The 17,116-nt window shown below is 63.3% G+C and carries 15 protein-coding genes; 6 read left to right on the top strand and 9 right to left on the bottom strand.

Going from position 1 to position 17,116, the window contains the following annotated elements:
* Positions 1 to 14 precede the first annotated feature (14 nt).
* Positions 15 to 1,145 carry a lysozyme inhibitor LprI family protein gene (locus tag AC1RMG_RS30660; RefSeq protein WP_053148553.1) on the top strand — a complete coding sequence of 377 codons (1,131 nt, stop codon included), beginning with the start codon at positions 15 to 17 and terminating at the stop codon, positions 1,143 to 1,145.
* 72 nt (positions 1,146 to 1,217) lie between these two features.
* On the opposite strand, the gene AC1RMG_RS30655 is transcribed toward AC1RMG_RS30660, so the two are convergent.
* The 5 genes from AC1RMG_RS30655 to AC1RMG_RS30635 form a co-directional block, all read right to left on the bottom strand.
* Positions 1,218 to 1,862 (bottom strand): tetratricopeptide repeat protein, encoded by a 645-nt coding sequence (locus AC1RMG_RS30655; protein WP_239692976.1) that lies wholly within the window; start codon positions 1,860 to 1,862, stop codon positions 1,218 to 1,220.
* Positions 1,863 to 1,918: 56 nt separating this feature from the next.
* The gene (locus tag AC1RMG_RS30650) at positions 1,919 to 2,584 is read right to left on the bottom strand and encodes a hypothetical protein (RefSeq protein WP_230493583.1); all 666 of its coding nucleotides are present in this window, start codon (positions 2,582 to 2,584) and stop codon (positions 1,919 to 1,921) included.
* A 206-nt stretch (positions 2,585 to 2,790) separates the two neighbouring features.
* On the bottom strand, positions 2,791 to 4,077 hold the full coding sequence (locus AC1RMG_RS30645; protein ID WP_015633793.1) for an OprD family porin: 1,287 nt from the start codon (positions 4,075 to 4,077) through the stop codon (positions 2,791 to 2,793).
* Positions 4,078 to 4,315: 238 nt separating this feature from the next.
* On the bottom strand, positions 4,316 to 4,705 hold the full coding sequence (locus AC1RMG_RS30640) for a nuclear transport factor 2 family protein (RefSeq protein ID WP_015633792.1): 390 nt from the start codon (positions 4,703 to 4,705) through the stop codon (positions 4,316 to 4,318).
* Positions 4,706 to 4,732: 27 nt separating this feature from the next.
* The gene (locus tag AC1RMG_RS30635) at positions 4,733 to 5,428 is read right to left on the bottom strand and encodes a DsbA family protein (protein ID WP_493170939.1); all 696 of its coding nucleotides are present in this window, start codon (positions 5,426 to 5,428) and stop codon (positions 4,733 to 4,735) included.
* Between the two features lie 262 nt (positions 5,429 to 5,690).
* On the opposite strand from AC1RMG_RS30635, the gene AC1RMG_RS30630 reads away from it, so the two are divergent.
* Positions 5,691 to 7,790, top strand: coding sequence for a TonB-dependent receptor (locus tag AC1RMG_RS30630; RefSeq protein ID WP_493170937.1), 2,100 nt, complete (start codon positions 5,691 to 5,693; stop codon positions 7,788 to 7,790).
* Positions 7,791 to 7,871: 81 nt separating this feature from the next.
* Here AC1RMG_RS30630 and AC1RMG_RS30625 read toward each other — a convergent pair whose 3' ends face one another.
* The 4 genes from AC1RMG_RS30625 to AC1RMG_RS30610 all read right to left on the bottom strand — a co-directional run bounded on the left by AC1RMG_RS30625 (position 7,872) and on the right by AC1RMG_RS30610 (position 13,495).
* The gene (locus AC1RMG_RS30625) at positions 7,872 to 8,072 is read right to left on the bottom strand and encodes a hypothetical protein (protein WP_011058687.1); all 201 of its coding nucleotides are present in this window, start codon (positions 8,070 to 8,072) and stop codon (positions 7,872 to 7,874) included.
* A 244-nt stretch (positions 8,073 to 8,316) separates the two neighbouring features.
* Positions 8,317 to 9,423 carry an agmatine deiminase gene (aguA, locus tag AC1RMG_RS30620; protein ID WP_011058686.1) on the bottom strand — a complete coding sequence of 369 codons (1,107 nt, stop codon included), beginning with the start codon at positions 9,421 to 9,423 and terminating at the stop codon, positions 8,317 to 8,319.
* 5 nt (positions 9,424 to 9,428) lie between these two features.
* Positions 9,429 to 10,307, bottom strand: a complete 879-nt coding sequence (gene aguB / locus AC1RMG_RS30615; RefSeq protein WP_493170936.1) for an N-carbamoylputrescine amidase — start codon at positions 10,305 to 10,307, stop codon at positions 9,429 to 9,431.
* 269 nt (positions 10,308 to 10,576) lie between these two features.
* Positions 10,577 to 13,495 carry an aminotransferase gene (locus AC1RMG_RS30610; protein WP_169892906.1) on the bottom strand — a complete coding sequence of 973 codons (2,919 nt, stop codon included), beginning with the start codon at positions 13,493 to 13,495 and terminating at the stop codon, positions 10,577 to 10,579.
* Positions 13,496 to 13,726: 231 nt separating this feature from the next.
* Between AC1RMG_RS30610 and rfbB the strand changes: the two genes are divergently transcribed.
* Genes rfbB through rfbD form a run of 4 tightly spaced genes read left to right on the top strand, consistent with a single transcriptional unit; the run spans position 13,727 to position 17,101 of the window.
* Positions 13,727 to 14,809 (top strand): dTDP-glucose 4,6-dehydratase, encoded by a 1,083-nt coding sequence (gene rfbB, locus AC1RMG_RS30605; RefSeq protein WP_072452130.1) that lies wholly within the window; start codon positions 13,727 to 13,729, stop codon positions 14,807 to 14,809.
* Positions 14,806 to 15,681 carry a glucose-1-phosphate thymidylyltransferase RfbA gene (rfbA, locus tag AC1RMG_RS30600; protein WP_072452131.1) on the top strand — a complete coding sequence of 292 codons (876 nt, stop codon included), beginning with the start codon at positions 14,806 to 14,808 and terminating at the stop codon, positions 15,679 to 15,681. Before rfbB ends, rfbA begins: the two co-directional genes overlap by 4 nt.
* Positions 15,678 to 16,223 carry a dTDP-4-dehydrorhamnose 3,5-epimerase gene (gene rfbC / locus AC1RMG_RS30595; RefSeq protein ID WP_072443790.1) on the top strand — a complete coding sequence of 182 codons (546 nt, stop codon included), beginning with the start codon at positions 15,678 to 15,680 and terminating at the stop codon, positions 16,221 to 16,223. The genes rfbA and rfbC overlap by 4 nt, the downstream gene beginning before the upstream one ends.
* Entirely contained in the window at positions 16,220 to 17,101 is an 882-nt protein-coding gene (gene rfbD, locus AC1RMG_RS30590; protein WP_072443789.1) for a dTDP-4-dehydrorhamnose reductase, read from the top strand. Before rfbC ends, rfbD begins: the two co-directional genes overlap by 4 nt.
* Positions 17,102 to 17,116: the final 15 nt, after the last annotated feature.

The raw sequence follows: 17,116 nt of genomic DNA, 5'->3' as shown, positions 1-17,116 counted from the left end.
ACAAGGATGTGTTGATGAAGCTCCCTTTGCTCTCGCTGGCGGCCATGAGCCTCGCCCTGGGCGCGCTGACGCCCGATCTGCAGGCCGCCGGCTTCGACTGCGCCAAGGCCTCGACCCAAGTGGAAAAGACTGTCTGCGCCACGCCGACGCTGTCCGCCAAGGACGAGGAGATGACCCGCCGCTACCAGGCGCTGAAGCACTTGCAGGTGTTCCGCCTGCTGCAAGGCCATTGGTTGAAGAACACCCGCAATACCTGCCCCGACACCGATTGCCTGGAGTCGGTCTACCGGGCCCAGGTGAAAATGCTCACGTCGCTGCCGATTCCTCCCGAGCCCGCCCCGGACGCACTGCGCCCACTGGCTCCCGGCGAGGCGTACCTGGTCTATGACCCGGACGACTGGCAGAACTTCACCCTGGCCACCTTCAACAGCACCCTGCCCCAGGGCGACCAGCAGATCGTCGATGCCCAGGTGATAGCCGGGGTGCTGCATGTGGTGCTGTTTGTCGGGCGCTATCAGCAGGGCAAGCCGGTGTATGTCGGCACCCTGTATGAATACGCCGATGACCAGCCGGGGCTGCATCCCATCGCCCAGGACATCGCCTTCGCCGGCTGGGCCAATCCCGGGGCCAACGACCAGGGGCCGCGCTACGCCGGGATAGTCGATGGCCAGTTCTACTACCGCGAGCAGCTGGCGGGCCAGTTGCAGCAAAGCATGGTCTACCGCCTGGGTTCGCGCAGCGCGCCCGCCAGCACCCAGCAGGTGTTCCAGGTTGGCTCCAACACCTTCATGCACGCCCGGGCACGGGTGGAGCAGGACCTCAATCGCGACAGCAGCCAGCTGTCCCTGAACTATGACCGCGCCAACGCGGGCAGCCATTCGGAGAACATCACCGAGCAGAAACAGCCCGATGCCGGATGGGCCATCGTCAACCCGACCTGGAGCACCACGCGCCCGGTGCTGTACTTCGATAACCAAGGGCCCCGGGCCTGTATCTGGCGGGTCGATATGCGGGGCAAGGAGTTGTCGAAGATAGTCACCGATCACGACGCAATGTCGGCCCGGCCGGTGGATATCCATGGCCGTGAAGCGGTGGTCTACCTGCAGGGCAACCAACTGAAGTTCGCCATCAATCCGGACGACTGACGAACAGCGTTCGCGGATAAAAAAAGGCTCGCGATCAGGCGAGCCTTTTTTATTGCATCAACCACGCTGCATTCAAGGCAGCTTGATCTTGTACTCGGCCAGCTTGGCCTGGTGCTGCGGCTCGACGTACTTCTGGTTCACCAGCTTGGCGAACTTGGCAAAGTCGGCGCGGGCGTCGTCGGTCTGGCCCAGTTTGTCGTAGGCCAGGCCGCGGTGGTAGAAGGCCCAGGCATAGTCGGGCTGCTTCAACAGGCCGGTGCTGTAGGCTTCCGCGGCCTCGCGGTAGCGACCCAGGTCGTACAGCGTCTGGCCCAGGTGGTAGTAGGTCGGCATGTTGAAACCGCTGCCCTTGCCCGCCTCGCCCAGGTTGTTGTCAAGGTTGGACTGCACCAGCTCCAGGGCCTTTTGCGGGTTGCCCGCTTCGCGATACAGACGGCTCAGGTCCAGCACCGCCCGAGCATCGGGCTTGGGGCCCAGCTCGATGGATTTTTCCTTGGCGGCGATGGCTTCCGGATAACGCTTGAAGCTGGCGTAGGCATCGGATTTGAGCCAGTACACCAGGCTCTGCATGGGCTGGCTCAGCTGGTTCTTCTCAAGGCACAGGTCGGCCTCTTGCAGCACCACGTCGAATTTTTCGGCCTTGGAAGCCTGGCCCACCATGCGGCAATGGGCGTAGTTGATCTGGTCCTGGCTCTGCAGGCTGGCGCAGCCAGTCATAGCAAGGGCACACACAAGCAGGAGCGACCCGCGTACAGACAATGAAGGCATGTTTTTCAATCCAGCAGATGGGCGTTGAGGTCAGGGCGATACACCTGCAGCAACGGCGCGGTGACCGTACCCTGCAAGCTGCAGAAGATCGTGGTGCGTCCGGCAATCGGTGCGTTGGTGGTACCGATGTCGATGCTCAGGATGCGCTCGACATAACCGAACGGCGTAGCCACGCCACCGCCCGCCAGGCCTTCGGTGCGCCACTGGTCGATGGGGTCGCCGACCCGGCGGATCTCCACCCGGCTCATGGCGCTGCGGTCTGCCTTCAGGCGGCTGTTGTCCACCAGCAGCGGCTTGAGCGCCGCGGCCACGTCCTTGGGCTGGCCCTCGGCGACAAAGCCCCAGAACAGCAGGTTGCCCACCGACTTCAGCGACTGAGCTTCGTTGTAGTAGCCCACCAGGCGCACGCCATTGACCAGCAGCGGCTGTTCGAAGGCCTGGTAGCGCCCGCCTTCCTGCAAAGGGTTCATGACCTTGGGCGCGCTTACCGCACCGTACCGGGCCAGGCTCAAGGTGCCGGTCGGCAGTCGGGCGGTATTCAGGTTCTGGAAGAACTGCGCATCGCAGCGGGAGAAGTCGCTCAGCAACTGCTCGGGCGCAGTCGCTTGCTGGCCGTGGGCGATGCTGGCGACGCTCAGCAGGCACAGGCCGGATAGCAGGGTACGGAACATCGAAATCATCCGTGACAAGACAGGGGGGTGGACTGTAACAAGATTGATATGCGCCAACCACTGGCTGAAAAAAGCACCCGGGCGAGAACAGTCACCCGCCATCCCGGGCATTTCTGCAACCCGGATGCCCAGGCACAAAAAAGCCCCGAACCAGTCGGGGCTTTTTCCATTGCGCCACCTGAAGTCAGGCGGTGATCAGGCGTTCATCAGAACACGTTGATCGGGTAGTCGACGAACACACGCAGTTCGTTGCCGCCCACGTTGTACTCGGAAGACTTCTGCGAAACGCGCAGTACCGAGCTGCGTACTTTCACGCTCAGGTCTTTGGCTGGGCCACTCTGTACTACGTACTTGAACTGGTTGAAGATTTCCCGCTCGCTGCCGCCGGTGGAGGTCGAGGTGGTGATGTTGTCGCCACGCACGTAGGCCACGTTATAGGTCAGGCCCGGTACGCCGAAGGCGCCGAAGTCCAGACCGTAGCCCAGCTGCCAGCTGCGCTCGTCTTCGGCGTTGAAGTCGGACCAGTAGGAGTTGGCCAGGTAGATGGTGTTGCCGCCATCGCCCACGCGGTTCTGACCGCGCTGGTAGCCGCCGTAGGCATAGCCCAGGTGGCTGTCGCCGGTGCTGCGCTGGTGCGCCAGGGTGAAGGAGTGCGGGCCCATGGCGTAGGTGGCTGCCAGGCTCCAGATCTTGTTGTCTTCGCCGCCGGCTTTAGCCTTCTCGGCGTAGGACTTGTCCAGCTCGGTACGGTAGCCGTTGAAGTCCAGGGTCAGGGACTGGTCAGTGGCCAGCGGGAACACGTAGTTCAGGTTGATGTACTGCTTCTTCAGCACGTCTTCGACGTCGGAAGCGTACAGCGCGCCCTTGAACTGCTCGGTGAACTGGTAGCTACCGCCCAATACGTTGATCGACTTCAGGCCACCACTGTCACGGCCTTCGGCGCTCTTGCGCGATTCGGCGGTGAAGTGACCTGCGTTCAGCTCCAGGCCCTTGATCTCCTTGGAGGTGATCAGGGTACCGGTGTAGCTTTCCGGCAGCAGGCGCGAGTTGTCGTAGTTCAGCACCGGCAGGGCCGGCATCTGGTCACCGTAGGTCAGCACAGTGTTGGAGAAACGGAACTTGACTGCAGCACCGGCCTTGGCCAGGTCGTCTGCAGCGCTACCGCTGTCACCCTGCTTGAAGAAGTCGATGCCGCCGGCACCGCTGCGACCCTTGCCGCCGTCCAGGCGCAGTGCGTACAGGCCGAAGGCGTCAACGCCCACGCCCACGGTGCCTTGGGTGAAGCCCGAGGAGAAGGTGCCGATGAAACCCTGGCCCCATTCAGCCTTGTCCGGGTTGCCATCTTTGTAGTCACGGTTGATGTAAGCGTTGCGCAACAGCACTTTCAGGCTGCTGTCTTCAACAAAACCCTTGGCGTCGGCCTGGCCGTCGGCCATGGCCTGTGTTGCGCTCAAAATCCCCAGTGCAACCAAGCAGATCCGCTGTTTAAACATTTTATTTTCCTTATTACGGGTTGGTGACGCGCTGTGAGCTCCGCGGCTATGGCGATTGAACGCTCTTCTACCGTTGAAACAAAAAAGCCCGACCGCGGGTGAGCACGGTGGGCCTTTTATTATTCTGAAATATGGCTCCTGGCCACAGGCGTTGGGGCGAATCCTATCTGCGCCTTTAACAACGTGTCAATTTCGTGAATCGTCTTTGAATAGCTGAAAATATTCTAAGAACTGCGGGCTAGAGCATTGCCAGCTGCACACTGTGACTGTCCACGAATTGTTCGAAGTGGGTGACCTTGCCATCTTTAAGTGTCCACAAGTGAGCCACCCGTACATCGATCGGTTTGCCCGAGGCCTTGTAGACGCCCTGGTAATTGCCATAGGCGAACACCTTGTCGCCCTGGGCCACATAGTTCTCGACCTTGAAGGTGAAGTCCTGCCATTCCGAGCCCAGGCGCTTGAAGACGTGCTCCAGCACCGCCTCGAACCCTATGTAGGTGCCGGCATAGGGAAAGCCCGCCGCCTCGGTCCAGCGGGCATCGGGGGCCAGGGCCGCTGCGGTGTTGCGCGCATTTTCCTGGGAGTTGGCACCTTCGTAGGTGCTCTTGATCAACGCTAGGTTATCCATGGGTGACTCCACGCAGGTCAGGTGAGTTCAGGGTGTGCAACCGTCCAGGCCACAGGCCTGGACCACGCCATCGTGAGGGCCGCTATCGGCGCCCAGGGAGGTCTTCAGCCAGTCGGCGAAGGCCTCGGGTTTGCCCAGCCAGGGGCTGATGTCGAGCAGCTGGTAACGACCATCGCGCTCCAGCACCAGGGTCGGGAAGCCTTGCCCGCCGACCTTGGCCAACAGGGCCCGGCTGGCCTTTATATGGTTGTCCAGTTCATGGGCCACCGCCTGGTCGAAGGCCGCCTCGAAGGCGGCCGGGGCAAACCCCTGGGCCTGCGCCAGCTCCAGCAGCACCTGCCGGTCGGCGATCCTGCGTCCTTCCAGATAATGCGCCGTCTGCAACCGGCCCAGAAATTCCAGGCCCCGCCCTTCCATAGCCTGGGCCGCCAGTACGGCGGCAATCGGCGGCGCCGAGTCGAAGGTGGCCGTCTCATCCCGCAGCAGGCCCTCGAAATAGGCCTGGCCAAAAGGCTGCCCGGTGTACTCGGCGATCCGCCGGTCATGGGGCATGACGTAATCGCGCAGTTGCGGCGAGACCGGCTGGCGGTTGCGCCCGGTCATCATGCCGCCGGCATGGGCCACCACCGACACCACCGCCTGGGCGGCCTGCACCAGCGGCTTGGCACCGTAGCACCAGCCGCACAGGGGATCATAAATATAGTGAAGGGTGGCCAAGGACATATCTGGGCTCCAGCAAGGTCTTGAAAATTCGATGTCACGCAGACTAGGCCGCGCGCGCCAAGGGAAAAACCTCGAATTGGCTTTTAGTCTGTTGCTGTAACCGGTCGAATCCGTCTGTTTAGCTTCAGTATGCGAACCGATACCCGAAAGATACATTCAGAAACAAATAGCCAGGGGAACTTATTAGTGAATATTTAACATCTGTTAATGACAAGCATTACCATTCGCACCCTCGAATTTCCCCTTCTCGGATGCGTTTCAGATGCCTGCCCATTTCCGCCTCATGCCCCTGTCCCTGGGTCTTTGCACCCTGCTGGCCAGCGGTTTTGCCTGCGCTGCCAGCACCACCCTGCCGATGACCTCCATCAGTGCCGAGGCCGAAGCCGACCCCGATGACCCTCGCGTCAAGGAAGTCAGCACTGCAACCCGTACCTCGACCCCGGCGCGCTACGTGCCCCAGGCCATCGACACAATCAGGACCGCCAACGTGCTGGACTACGGCGTCAACGACCTGGGCAGCGCCCTGAGTGGCATTCCCAACGTCAGCAGCGGCTCGGACACGCGCTTCGACAGCCTGCGGATCCGCGGCTTCGATGCCAGTAACGACTTCTACCTGGACGGCATCCGCGACGACAGCCAATACGTGCGCGACCTGCACAACATCGAGCGCATCGAAGTGCTCAAGGGCCCGGCGGCAGTGCTCTACGGCCGTGGCAGCCAGGGCGGGATCATCAACCGGGTGAGCAAGCTGCCGGAATTCGGCCGCCGCTCCAGCGTCGAAGTCCAGGGCGGCAGCCAGGACCTGCGCAGCCTGTATGCCGACCTCAGCGCCGACCCGACAGAGAACATCAGCCTGCGCCTGAACCTGGGCAACGAGGACCGGAACAGTTTCCGCAAAGGCGTCAGCGGCAACCGCCAACTGTTCGCCCCGTCCATGAGCTGGCAACTGACCCCGGACCTGAACTGGCTGGTGCAGTACGAATACAGCCGCTACAACCGCACCCCGGACCGCGGCATCCCCGGGGTCAACGGACGCCCGGCGGACGTCAGCCGCGACACCACCTACGGCGATCACCGCGACTACATCGACGACAAGTCCCAGTCCCTGCGCTCCAAGCTGAGCTACGAGCTCAGCGAGAACTGGCAACTGCGCCACACCCTGGGGGTATTCAAGCTCGACAGCGACTTCGACAACACCTACCAGACCGGCTACAACGCCACGACCGGCAAGGTCCAACGCCAACGCTGGCAGCAGGACCTGAAGACCCGCAACGTCTACAACAACACCGAACTGGAGGGCCGTTTCGACACCTTCGGCCTGGAACATCGCCTGCTCACCGGCCTGGAGCTCGGCAGCCAGCGCCGCGACCCGATCCTCTACAACGCCGCCACTTCCGGGCCGGGCAGCCAGGCGGTGCCCGCCGTCGACCTGTACAACCCCAACCCGTACCAGAGCCACACCGGCCGCATGCAGGTCTCCAGCAACAACCACACCGAGGTCGAAAGCCGGGCCCTCTATGTGCAGGACCAACTGCGCCTGAACGATCAATGGCAATTGCTCGCCGGCCTGCGCTACGACAACTTCGATGTGCAGACCAGCAACCGCAAGAACGGGCTCTCCGAAAGCCGCGAGAGCCATAGCGTCAGCCCGCGCCTGGGGGTGGTCTGGACGCCGCTGGAGCACCACTCGTTCTATGCCTCGTGGAGCAAGTCGTTCTCACCGGTGGGCGGCGGCCTGATCGGCATCACCCCGAACGCCGCCGGTAACGGCAACGACCTGAGCCCTGAGCTCACCCGGCAGAAGGAAGTCGGAGTCAAGAGCGACTGGCTGGGCGAACGCTTGAGCACCACCCTGGCGGTGTATGAGCTGGAGCTCTACAACCGTCGCACCTCCGATCCGCAGGACCGCAGCATCACCCTGCTCACCGGGCTGCAACGCTCCCGCGGCATCGAGCTGACGGGCACCGGCAAGATCGTTGGCAACTGGTACCTGCGCGGCGGCATCGGCCTGCAGGACGCCGTGGTGGTCAAGGACAACAACGGCTTCGAAGACAAGCGCGTGAACAACGTCGCCAAGCGCAATGGCAGCCTGTTCATCACCTGGAAACCGGAACGGGGCTGGTATGCCGAGACCGGCCTGACCCTGGTCGGCGACCGCTTCGCCGATAGCAGCAACACCGTGGCGCTGCCCGGTTATGGCCGCTGGGACGCCCTGGCCGGTTACCGGCACAAGGACTGGGACGTACGCGCTGCGCTGAACAATATCGCCGACCACGAGTACTACAGTTCCGCCACCAGCGCCTTCCAGATCCAGCCGGGCGACCCTCGCAGCCTGGTGGTCACCGGCAACTACCGCTTCTGACACCCGGATGCCCGGCATCTGAATGCCAGGCAAAAAAAAGCGCTGCCATCCCGGCAGCGCTTCGCACAATCCCTTGTTTGTCTATCCTTTCACCACATCCCACAACGCCTGCAGTTCCGCCTCGCTGAGCAATCCAGCGGGGTAACGCTCAATGATGATCCGGCGCGGATCAGGTTCCCTGATCTGACGCGTTCCATTGGACTTCAACCACTGGGCCAGCACCTGCAGCGACTCGTTATTCATTGCCAAGGGATGGGACGCCCGCTCGCTGACCATGTTCATTCCAGCGCTCTCCTGGTATCTGAGCGGCCTAACTTATCCAAGCTTTATGACAGAACAACACCGTTCTCCATGTCTCAGAATCACGCCAGGAGAGATACAAGAGCTATGCCAATGTGCCACCTGTGCCGATATACGGCCATGAAAAAGCCCGCGGCCTGTCTAGGCTGCGGGCTGGCTGGCGAAGCTCAGGCCACGGGCCGGGCCGGCACCGGCAAACAACCGGCATCGGCTGTTACAACGGCACTCAAATCCGCTGTGGCGCGGGCTGTTGCTGGGTAAGGCAGTGGATATTGCCGCCCCCCAGTAACAGTTCACGGCCCGGCACCATCACCACTTCGTGCTCGGGAAACAGCTGCTGCAGGATGGCCTTGGCCTGGGCGTCCATCGGGTCGTCAAAGCTGGGCGCGATGATCCCGCCATTGACGATCAGGAAGTTCACGTAGGAACCCGCCAGGCGCACCGAAGGGTTGCGCTCCTGGCTGCCCTCTACCGCGTCGACCCCGGCGCATTCCTCTTCGGTGGCGTACAAGGGGCCGGGAATCGGCATCTTGTGCACCTTGAAGGTGCGGCCCTTGGCGTCACGGGTGTTTTCCAGCACCTGCAGGGCGGCCTGGCAACGCGGGTAGTTCGGGTCCTGGGGGTCGTCGGTCCAGGCCAGCAGCACTTCGCCCGGGCGCACATAGCAGCAGAAGTTATCCACATGGCCGTCGGTTTCGTCGTTGTACAGGCCGTCCGGCAGCCAGACGATCTGCTCCACCGCTAGATGCTCGCGCAGTACCGCCTCGATCTCTTCGCGGGACAGGTGCGGGTTGCGGTTGTGGTTGAGCAGGCATTCCTCGGTGGTGATCAGGGTGCCTTCGCCATCGACGTGGATCGAGCCACCTTCGAGCACGAAGCCCTCGGTGCGGTACTCCTGGCAACGTTCGATTTCCAGCACCTTGCTGGCGACCTGCTCGTCACGGTTCCACGGCGAATACAGGCCGCCTTCGAAGCCGCCCCAGGCGTTGAAGCCCCAGTGCACGCCGCGCACTTCGCCGCTGGCGTTGATGACGAAAGTCGGGCCGGTGTCGCGGACCCAGGCGTCGTCGCTGGACATTTCCACCACACGGATATTGGGCACGTCCAGGCGTGCCCGGGCGTTTTCATACTGGGCCGCGGACACGGCCACGGTCACCGGTTCAAAGCGCGCGATGGCCTTGGCCACCGCGGCATGGGCGGCCTGCGCCGGCTTGCCGCCCAGGCGCCAGTTGTCCGGGCGCTCGGGCCAGATCATCCAGGCCTGGGTCTGGGTCGCCCATTCGGCGGGCATGTAGAAACCGTCGGCGCGCGGCGTGCTGTGCAAAGTGCTCATAGTGTTCAGGACTCCAGGGAACCGTCGAGGGTTTTCAGCGCGCCATAGAGGTTCGGACGACGGTCACGGAAACTGCCCCAGGCGCTGCGGATGTGCTCGAGCTCGTCGAGGTCGAAGCTGTGCACAAGGATACCTTCTTCAATTTGGTTGAGCTCCTGAACCTTCTCGCCGAACTGATTGGCGATGAAGGACGAGCCGTAGAAGGTGATGTCGTAGCCGTCCTGCTCTTCGTTGCCGATGCGGTTGCTGGCGATCAGCGGCATCAGGTTGGCCCCGGCATGGCCCTGCTGCACCCGCTGCCAGTGGTCGCGGGAGGAAATTGTCTGGTCGTGGGGCTCGCTGCCGATGGCGGTGGGGTAGAAGAGAAGCTCCGCGCCTTGCAGGGCCATGCTGCGGGCGCACTCGGGGAACCACTGGTCCCAGCAGATGCCCACGCCGATCTTCGCGTAGCGGGTGTTCCATACCTTGAAGCCGGTATCGCCCGGGTTGAAGTAGTACTTTTCGTGGTAGCCGGGGCCATCCGGGATGTGGCTTTTCCGATAAATCCCGAGGTTGCTGCCATCGGCATCGATGATCGCGATGCTGTTGAAACGCGCCCGCCCGGCCAGCTCGTAGAAGCTGATGGGCAGCACCACTTGCAGCTCCCTGGCGACTTTCTGGAAGTGCGCGATGGCGGCGTTGCTGTCCACCGTGGTGGCCAGTTGCAGGTAATCCGGATTGGGCTTCTGGCAGAAGTAAGGCGCCTCGAACAGTTCCTGGATCAGGATGATCTGCGCCCCCTTGGCCGCGGCTTCGCGTACCAGTTTCTCAGCGGTTTCGAGGTTGGCCTCAAGGTCCCAGGAACAGGCCATCTGGGTAGCGGCGACGGTAACGGTACGGCTCATGGATCAACTCCTGGGCAAGGCGAAGCGGTCGATGACAACGGACACAAGGCACCGGGCACGGCGAGGCCGGGCCTGGATATGGTCACTTTATATCCGATAAATATCGACTTTAAAAGCTGAAAAGACATTAGCCACGATAAATTACCGACAAAAAGCCGATAACAATCGAATTATCAAGAAACGCATTCGCCGGCAAGCCGGCTCCTACCAAGCGTTGCAGGAGCCGGCCTGCCGGCGAATGGAGGTCAACGCAAAGCAGAGCCCTGCGCCTACAGCTCTTCGCTCAACACCTTGGCCAGCATGTCGACGAAGAAATCCACGCTCTGGCGAGTCGTGACCATCGGCGGCTTGATCTTGAGGATGTTCAGGTGATCGCCGGTAGGTTGCATGAAAATCCCCAGCTCGCGCAGGCGTTCGCACAGCAGGGTGGTTTCCTCGGTGGCCGGTTCCAGGGTGGCGTGATCGCGGATCAGTTCCAGCCCCAGGTAGAAACCGGAACCATGCACCGCTCCCACCAGCGGGTGGTTTTCCTTGAGCGCCTCCAGGCGCTGCCGGAAGTGTTCACCGACCACCTGGGCGTTTTCCCAGAGTTTCTCTTCCTGCATCACATCCAGCACCGCAATGCCGATGCGGCAACTGACCGGGCTGCCGCCGGACGAGGAGAAGAAATAGCCTTCGGCCTCCAGCGCTTCGGCGATTTCCCGCCGGGTGATCACCGCACCCAAGGGCTGGCCGTTGCCCATGCCCTTGGCCATGGTGATGATGTCCGGGGTCACGCCCTGCTCCTCGAAGCCCCAGAAGAACTGGCCCATGCGCCCGTAGCCGACCTGGATCTCGTCGGCGATGCACACCCCGCCCCGGGCCCGCACCCGCTCGTAGACCTGCTGCAGGTAGCCCGGTGGCAGCGAAATCCCTCCGGCGTTGCCATACACGGGTTCGCAGATGAAACCGGCCAGCTGGCGTTGCTGCTCATCCAGCTTGTGCAGTTGCTGGTCGACGCTGCGCAGGTAGTGCGGGGTGCTGTCCTGGCCGCGGAACTCGCCGCGATAGGTGTTGGGCGCGGTCACCGGGTGCACCCACTCCGGACGGCTGGTGAGGGCCTGGGGGTTGTCGGCGATGGAGGTGGATACTGCGTCAGCCGCCACCGACCAGCCGTGGTAGGCCTCCAGCACACTGAGCATGTCGCGCCCGCCGCTGTAGGCCCAGGCCAGGCGGATCGCCAGGTCATTGGCCTCGGTGCCGCTGTTGACCAGGAACACCCGGTCCATGGAATCCGGTGCCAGGGCCAGCAGGCGCTCGGAGAACTCGGCGATCGCCGCATAGTGGAAACGCGAGTTGGTGTTGAGCAGCGACCATTGCCGCGCCGCTTCAGCGGCCATGCGCGGGTGACCGTGGCCCAGCACCGCGACGTTGTTGAGCATGTCCAGGTAGGAACGCCCCTGCATGTCGATCAAGTGGTTGCGCCAGCCGCGCTCGATCCGCGGCGGATCGAGGTAATAGTGTTTCTGCGAGCGGGCAAAACTGGCGTCACGACGCTCCAGCAGGGTTTGCGGATCCAGTTCCGGCTCGGCATCGCAGGCCAGCCCCAGCAGCGCCGCCGGAGAGGGGCAAAGGGCTTGCCAGGCCGGGGCTCGGGACGGTGTACAAAACAGCGGCGGATCCAGTTCGGCAGCGCGACACAGCTGCACCTTGAGCCGACCATCCGCCGCCACGGCGCCCAGCACCTGGCCCTTGACCAGCGCCGCTCCCGGCTGCAACGAAGGCTCGACGCCCCACAGGTGCACACTCAGGGTCGGGCCATCGAGGCGCAACAGGCCTTGCTCGCCACGGTGCAAGACCCCGGCGAACGGCGCTTCCACAGCGGTGCCTGGCGGCACTTGCAGTTGTACATGCAAGGGGCAGGTCGAGGGTTCCTCGGCGCTATCGGGACGGGTCTGCGACAGGCGGTACTGTCCATAGCGGCTGGCGGCCAGGCCATGGGCGGCGCCAGCTTCGGCCAACAGGCGATCGTCGATCCCCGGCTGCTCCCAATTGCCCGCCTCGAAGTGCGGGCTGAGCACGCCCAGGTCGATCAGGGCGAATTCGCGCCCCACCAGGCTCGGCAACAGCGGGGCGAACCCCTCACCGCCGATGGCAGGCAGTGCGTGCCCGACAGCGGTGAGAATCGCCGCCTCCATGAACTCGAACGACACCGAGTTGGCGACCTGGAAAATCTCCCACTCGTGGCTCAGGTTGGCACGGCTGTAGGCATTGCCCGGGTCGATGCTGACCTGCTGCTCGCCACTGAGCACCAGCACCGCCGCCCGGGCCACGATCAGAGGCCAGAGCGCCAGCAGCTCCGCCCGTTGCAACGGGTTGACCTGATGGTAGGCCTGGATCGCCGGGAGGATGCGCAGCGGGTCGCCCTCGGCGTGATGCAGCAGCGCCGCGCAGGTCACCGACAAGTCGGTGATGCGCCAGGTGCGGATCAGGTCGCCGAAATCGATCACCCCCTGCACCTGCCAATGCCGTGCTTCATCCCGCTGCCAGACCACGTTGTCATCGGTGATGTCCATATGGATGGCCTGCACCGGCAGTTGCTCCAGCAGCGGATGCAGGCGGCGCTCGGCGCGTTGCGCGGCGCTGGCGATCACCGCTCGTTGCTGCGGGTCGGCAATGACCGGCAGCAGATGCCCGATCAATGCCTGGGCATGCCGGGCGTCCCATTGCAGGGTGCGCTCCAGGCCCGGATGCTCGAAATCCGCCAGGGCCAGGTCCATCTGCCCGCACAGCCGGCCCAGGCCCGCCACCAGCTCGCCGCCCAGGTGCGGCAGCTGGGTCAGGGAGCGGCCTTCTATATAGTCCAGCAGGCGCACGTGCAGCGCTTGCCCGGCGATCTCCAGGGACAGCAGGTCCGCGCCGTTTGTCGCCGGGATGACCCTGGGCACTCGCAGCTCCGGGCGCTGTTGCAGATGCTTGAGGCCGGCGTGCTGCGCCTGCAACTCCAGGGCCGAGTAGTCGCCGCGGCAGATCTTCAGGACAAACCGCCCCTGGGGGCTGTCGACGCGGTAGTTGAGGTCTTGCTGGCTGCCCAGCGAGTGCAGGGTGCCGTGCAGGCCGTAGTGGCTTTCCAGCAACTCCAGCGCTTGCTGCGCTAAGACTTGCGGGCTGGGCAGACTGGCACGGTGGATCAAGGTGGCGAGCAACATACAACGACCCCTGGAATTGTTATAGGGCGCTTATATCGCCACTGCCTAGAGCGATACGCAACCCCTCGGGCCATCGCGAGGGTGCAAAGCCACGTCCGTCGCGGGGGCTGGGGGCGCCAGCTGGGACAAATTCGACTGGTGGTGCCTATTGCGCCTCGGGGGCTGTACCGACAAGCTATGCTGCATTCGCTCAGGTTATTGATCGTTTTCTAAGGATACAGGCCCCCCAACATGCGCATTCTCGTTACCGGCGGAGCCGGTTTTATCGGCTCGGCCCTGGTCCGCCATCTGCTTCAGCACACGGAACACGAAGTGCTGAACCTGGACAAACTGACCTACGCAGGCAACCTGGAATCGCTGCACAGCATCGCCAGCAACAGCCGCTATGAGTTCGTCAAGGCCGATATCGTCGACCAGGCCACCGTCAGCGCCGTGCTGGCGCGCTTCCAGCCCCACGCGATCATGCACCTGGCTGCCGAGTCCCATGTCGACCGCTCCATCGACGGGCCGTCCGACTTCATCCAGACCAATATCGTCGGCACCTACAGCCTGCTGGAAGCGACCCGCGCCTACTGGCACACATTGCCCGAGGCGGAAAAAGCCGCTTTCCGTTTCCACCATATTTCCACCGATGAAGTCTATGGCGACCTGCATGGCGTCGATGACCTGTTCACCGAAACCACGCCCTACGCCCCCAGCTCGCCCTACTCCGCCAGCAAGGCCGCATCCGACCACCTGGTCCGCGCCTGGCAGCGTACCTATGGGCTGCCGGTGCTGATCACCAACTGCTCCAACAACTACGGCCCGTTCCACTTCCCCGAAAAGCTGATTCCGCTGGTGATCCTCAACGCCCTGGCAGGCAAGCCGCTGCCGGTGTACGGCAACGGCCTGCAGGTGCGCGACTGGCTGTATGTCGAGGATCACGCCCGGGCCCTGTTCAAGGTGATGACCGAAGGCGCGGTCGGCGAGACCTACAACATCGGCGGCCACAACGAACAGAAAAACATCGACGTGGTACGCGGCATCTGCAGCCTGCTGGAAGAGCTGGCCCCGCAGAAACCCCAGGGTGTGGCTCACTACGCCGACCTCATCACCTTCGTCCAGGACCGCCCCGGCCACGACCTGCGCTACGCCATCGACGCCGGCAAGATCGAGCGCGAGCTGGGCTGGGTTCCGGAAGAAACCTTCACCAGTGGCCTGCGCAAGACCGTGCAGTGGTACCTGGAAAACCTCGAGTGGTGCCGCCGGGTACAAGACGGCAGCTACCAGGGCGAACGCCTGGGTTCCACCGACATCAAGGATCTGATTGCATGATCAAAGGCATTGTTCTGGCGGGCGGCTCCGGCACCCGTCTGCACCCCATCACCCTCGGTGTGTCCAAGCAGCTGCTGCCAATCTACGACAAGCCGATGATCTACTACCCGATCTCGGTACTGATGCTGGCCGGCATCCAGGACATCCTGATCATCTCCACCCCCCAGGACCTGCCGCAATACCGCAACCTGCTGGGTGACGGCAGCCAGTTCGGCGTGCGTTTTTGCTATGCCGAGCAGCCTTCGCCGGATGGCCTGGCCCAGGCCTTCCTGATTGGCGAGGAGTTCATCGGCAATGACCCGGTGTGCCTGATCCTGGGCGACAACATCTTCCACGGCCAGTACTTCGGCGAACAGCTGCGCGACGCCGCCAAGCGCACCAGCGGCGCCACGGTGTTCGGCTACTGGGTCAAGGACCCGGAGCGTTTCGGGGTCATCGACTTCGACAGCGAGGGCCGTGCCCTGTCCATCGAAGAAAAGCCCAAGAAGCCGAAGTCCAGCTACGCGGTCACCGGCCTGTACTTCTACGACAACGACGTGGTGCAGATCGCCAAAGCGGTCAAGCCTTCGCCCCGGGGCGAACTGGAGATCACCGACGTCAACAACGCCTACCTCAAGCGTGGCGACCTGCACGTGGAGCGTTTTGGCCGGGGCTTTGCCTGGCTCGACACCGGCACCCACGACAGCCTGCTGGAGGCCTCGCAGTACGTGCAGACCATCGAGCATCGCCAGGGCCTCAAAGTCGCCTGCCTGGAAGAGATCGCCTATGAGAACCGCTGGATCAGCCGCGAGCACCTGCTGGAGCGCGCCGCTTATTTCGGCAAGACCGGCTATGGCCAGTACCTGTTCACTCTGGCGGGGGAAGCGCAATGAAGGTCATCCCCACCGACCTGCCCGGCGTACTGATCATCGAGCCCAAGGTCTTTGGCGACGAGCGTGGCTTCTTCTACGAAAGCTTCAATGCCAAGGCCTTTGCCGAGGCCACCGGCATCGACGCGCAATTCGTCCAGGACAACCATTCCCGTTCGCAGAAAGGCGTGCTGCGTGGCCTGCACTATCAGTTGCAGAACACCCAGGGGAAGCTGGTGCGAGTGACCCAGGGCGAGGTGCTCGACATTGCGGTGGATATCCGCCGCAGCTCCCCCCACTTCGGCCAATGGGTAGCGGTACGCCTTTGCGCACAGAATCATCGCCAGCTCTGGGTGCCCGAAGGGTTTGCCCATGGTTTCGTGGTGCTCAGTGATTTCGCCGAGTTCCTCTACAAGACCACGGACTACTACACCCCGTCCGCCGAGCGCTGCATCCGCTGGGACGACCCGACCCTGGCCATCGACTGGGAGCTCGACGAGCCCCCGCAACTGTCCGCCAAGGATCAGGCCGGCGCCCTTCTGACCGAGGCCGATCTGTTCCCATGAACGCTCCTCTGAAAATCCTTATCAGCGGCCAGCACGGCCAGGTCTCCCGGGAGCTGCAGCAGCGCCTCGGCGACCTGGGCGAGCTGGTGGTCCTGGGTCGTGAGCAACTGGACCTGAGCCACCCGGAACAGATCCGCCAGCAAGTGCGCGCCATTCGCCCGGACCTGATCATCAATGCCGCCGCCCACACCGCCGTCGACCAGGCCCAGAGCGAGCCGGACCTGGCTTTTGCGATCAACGCCACGGCCCCCGGGATCTTCGCCCAGGAAGCCTTCGAGCTGGGTGTGCCGCTGATTCACTACTCCACCGACTACGTGTTCGATGGCAGCAAGGAAACGCCCTATGTGGAGGACGACGAGCCCAACCCGCTGAGTGTCTACGGCGAGAGCAAGCTGGCTGGCGAACGGGCGATCCGGCTGGTCCAGGGCCAGCATTTGATCCTGCGCACCAGCTGGGTCTATTCCAGCCATGGCAAGAACTTCCTGCTGACCATGCAGCGCCTGCTGCAGGAAAAACCCGAGCTGCGGGTAGTGGCCGACCAGATCGGCGCGCCCACCTGGGCCGGCACCATCGCCACCAGCACCCGGGCGCTGATCGAGCGTTGGCGAGCCGGGCAGCCCGGCGCCTGGGGCACCTACCACCTCACCGCCCACGGCGAGACTTCCTGGTTCGGCTTTGCCCAGGCCATCGGTGAGCAGTTGCTGGCCATGGACAAACCCTGCGCCGTCCTTGAAGCCATCCCTTCCAGCGCTTACCCGACACCGGCGCCGCGGCCGTTGAACTCGCGCCTGGACTGCAGCCGCCTGGCACGGGAGTGGGGCGTGGTCCAGCCGGACTGGCACACCGCATTGCGCGAGTGTCTTGCCGAGCAGGGCTAGGCATAATGCGCCTGT

The sequence above is a fragment of the Pseudomonas sp. GW822-FHT04H02 genome (assembly GCF_058800645.1).
Note: the sequence above shows the minus strand (reverse complement) of the source record. Positions and strands in the feature narration are given on the sequence as shown.

What these genes read in the sequence shown, in the direction of transcription:
- AC1RMG_RS30660 (WP_053148553.1), top strand. Translation starts at nt 15, where the DNA reads ATGAAGCTCCCTTTGCTCTCGCTGGCGGCCATGAGCCTCGCCCTGGGC.
- AC1RMG_RS30655 (WP_239692976.1), bottom strand. Translation starts at nt 1,862, where the DNA reads ATGACTGGCTGCGCCAGCCTGCAGAGCCAGGACCAGATCAACTACGCC.
- AC1RMG_RS30650 (WP_230493583.1), bottom strand. Translation starts at nt 2,584, where the DNA reads ATGTTCCGTACCCTGCTATCCGGCCTGTGCCTGCTGAGCGTCGCCAGC.
- AC1RMG_RS30645 (WP_015633793.1), bottom strand. Translation starts at nt 4,077, where the DNA reads ATGTTTAAACAGCGGATCTGCTTGGTTGCACTGGGGATTTTGAGCGCA.
- AC1RMG_RS30640 (WP_015633792.1), bottom strand. Translation starts at nt 4,705, where the DNA reads ATGGATAACCTAGCGTTGATCAAGAGCACCTACGAAGGTGCCAACTCC.
- AC1RMG_RS30635 (WP_493170939.1), bottom strand. Translation starts at nt 5,428, where the DNA reads ATGTCCTTGGCCACCCTTCACTATATTTATGATCCCCTGTGCGGCTGG.
- AC1RMG_RS30630 (WP_493170937.1), top strand. Translation starts at nt 5,691, where the DNA reads ATGCCTGCCCATTTCCGCCTCATGCCCCTGTCCCTGGGTCTTTGCACC.
- AC1RMG_RS30625 (WP_011058687.1), bottom strand. Translation starts at nt 8,072, where the DNA reads ATGAACATGGTCAGCGAGCGGGCGTCCCATCCCTTGGCAATGAATAAC.
- aguA (WP_011058686.1), bottom strand. Translation starts at nt 9,423, where the DNA reads ATGAGCACTTTGCACAGCACGCCGCGCGCCGACGGTTTCTACATGCCC.
- aguB (WP_493170936.1), bottom strand. Translation starts at nt 10,307, where the DNA reads ATGAGCCGTACCGTTACCGTCGCCGCTACCCAGATGGCCTGTTCCTGG.
- AC1RMG_RS30610 (WP_169892906.1), bottom strand. Translation starts at nt 13,495, where the DNA reads ATGTTGCTCGCCACCTTGATCCACCGTGCCAGTCTGCCCAGCCCGCAA.
- rfbB (WP_072452130.1), top strand. Translation starts at nt 13,727, where the DNA reads ATGCGCATTCTCGTTACCGGCGGAGCCGGTTTTATCGGCTCGGCCCTG.
- rfbA (WP_072452131.1), top strand. Translation starts at nt 14,806, where the DNA reads ATGATCAAAGGCATTGTTCTGGCGGGCGGCTCCGGCACCCGTCTGCAC.
- rfbC (WP_072443790.1), top strand. Translation starts at nt 15,678, where the DNA reads ATGAAGGTCATCCCCACCGACCTGCCCGGCGTACTGATCATCGAGCCC.
- rfbD (WP_072443789.1), top strand. Translation starts at nt 16,220, where the DNA reads ATGAACGCTCCTCTGAAAATCCTTATCAGCGGCCAGCACGGCCAGGTC.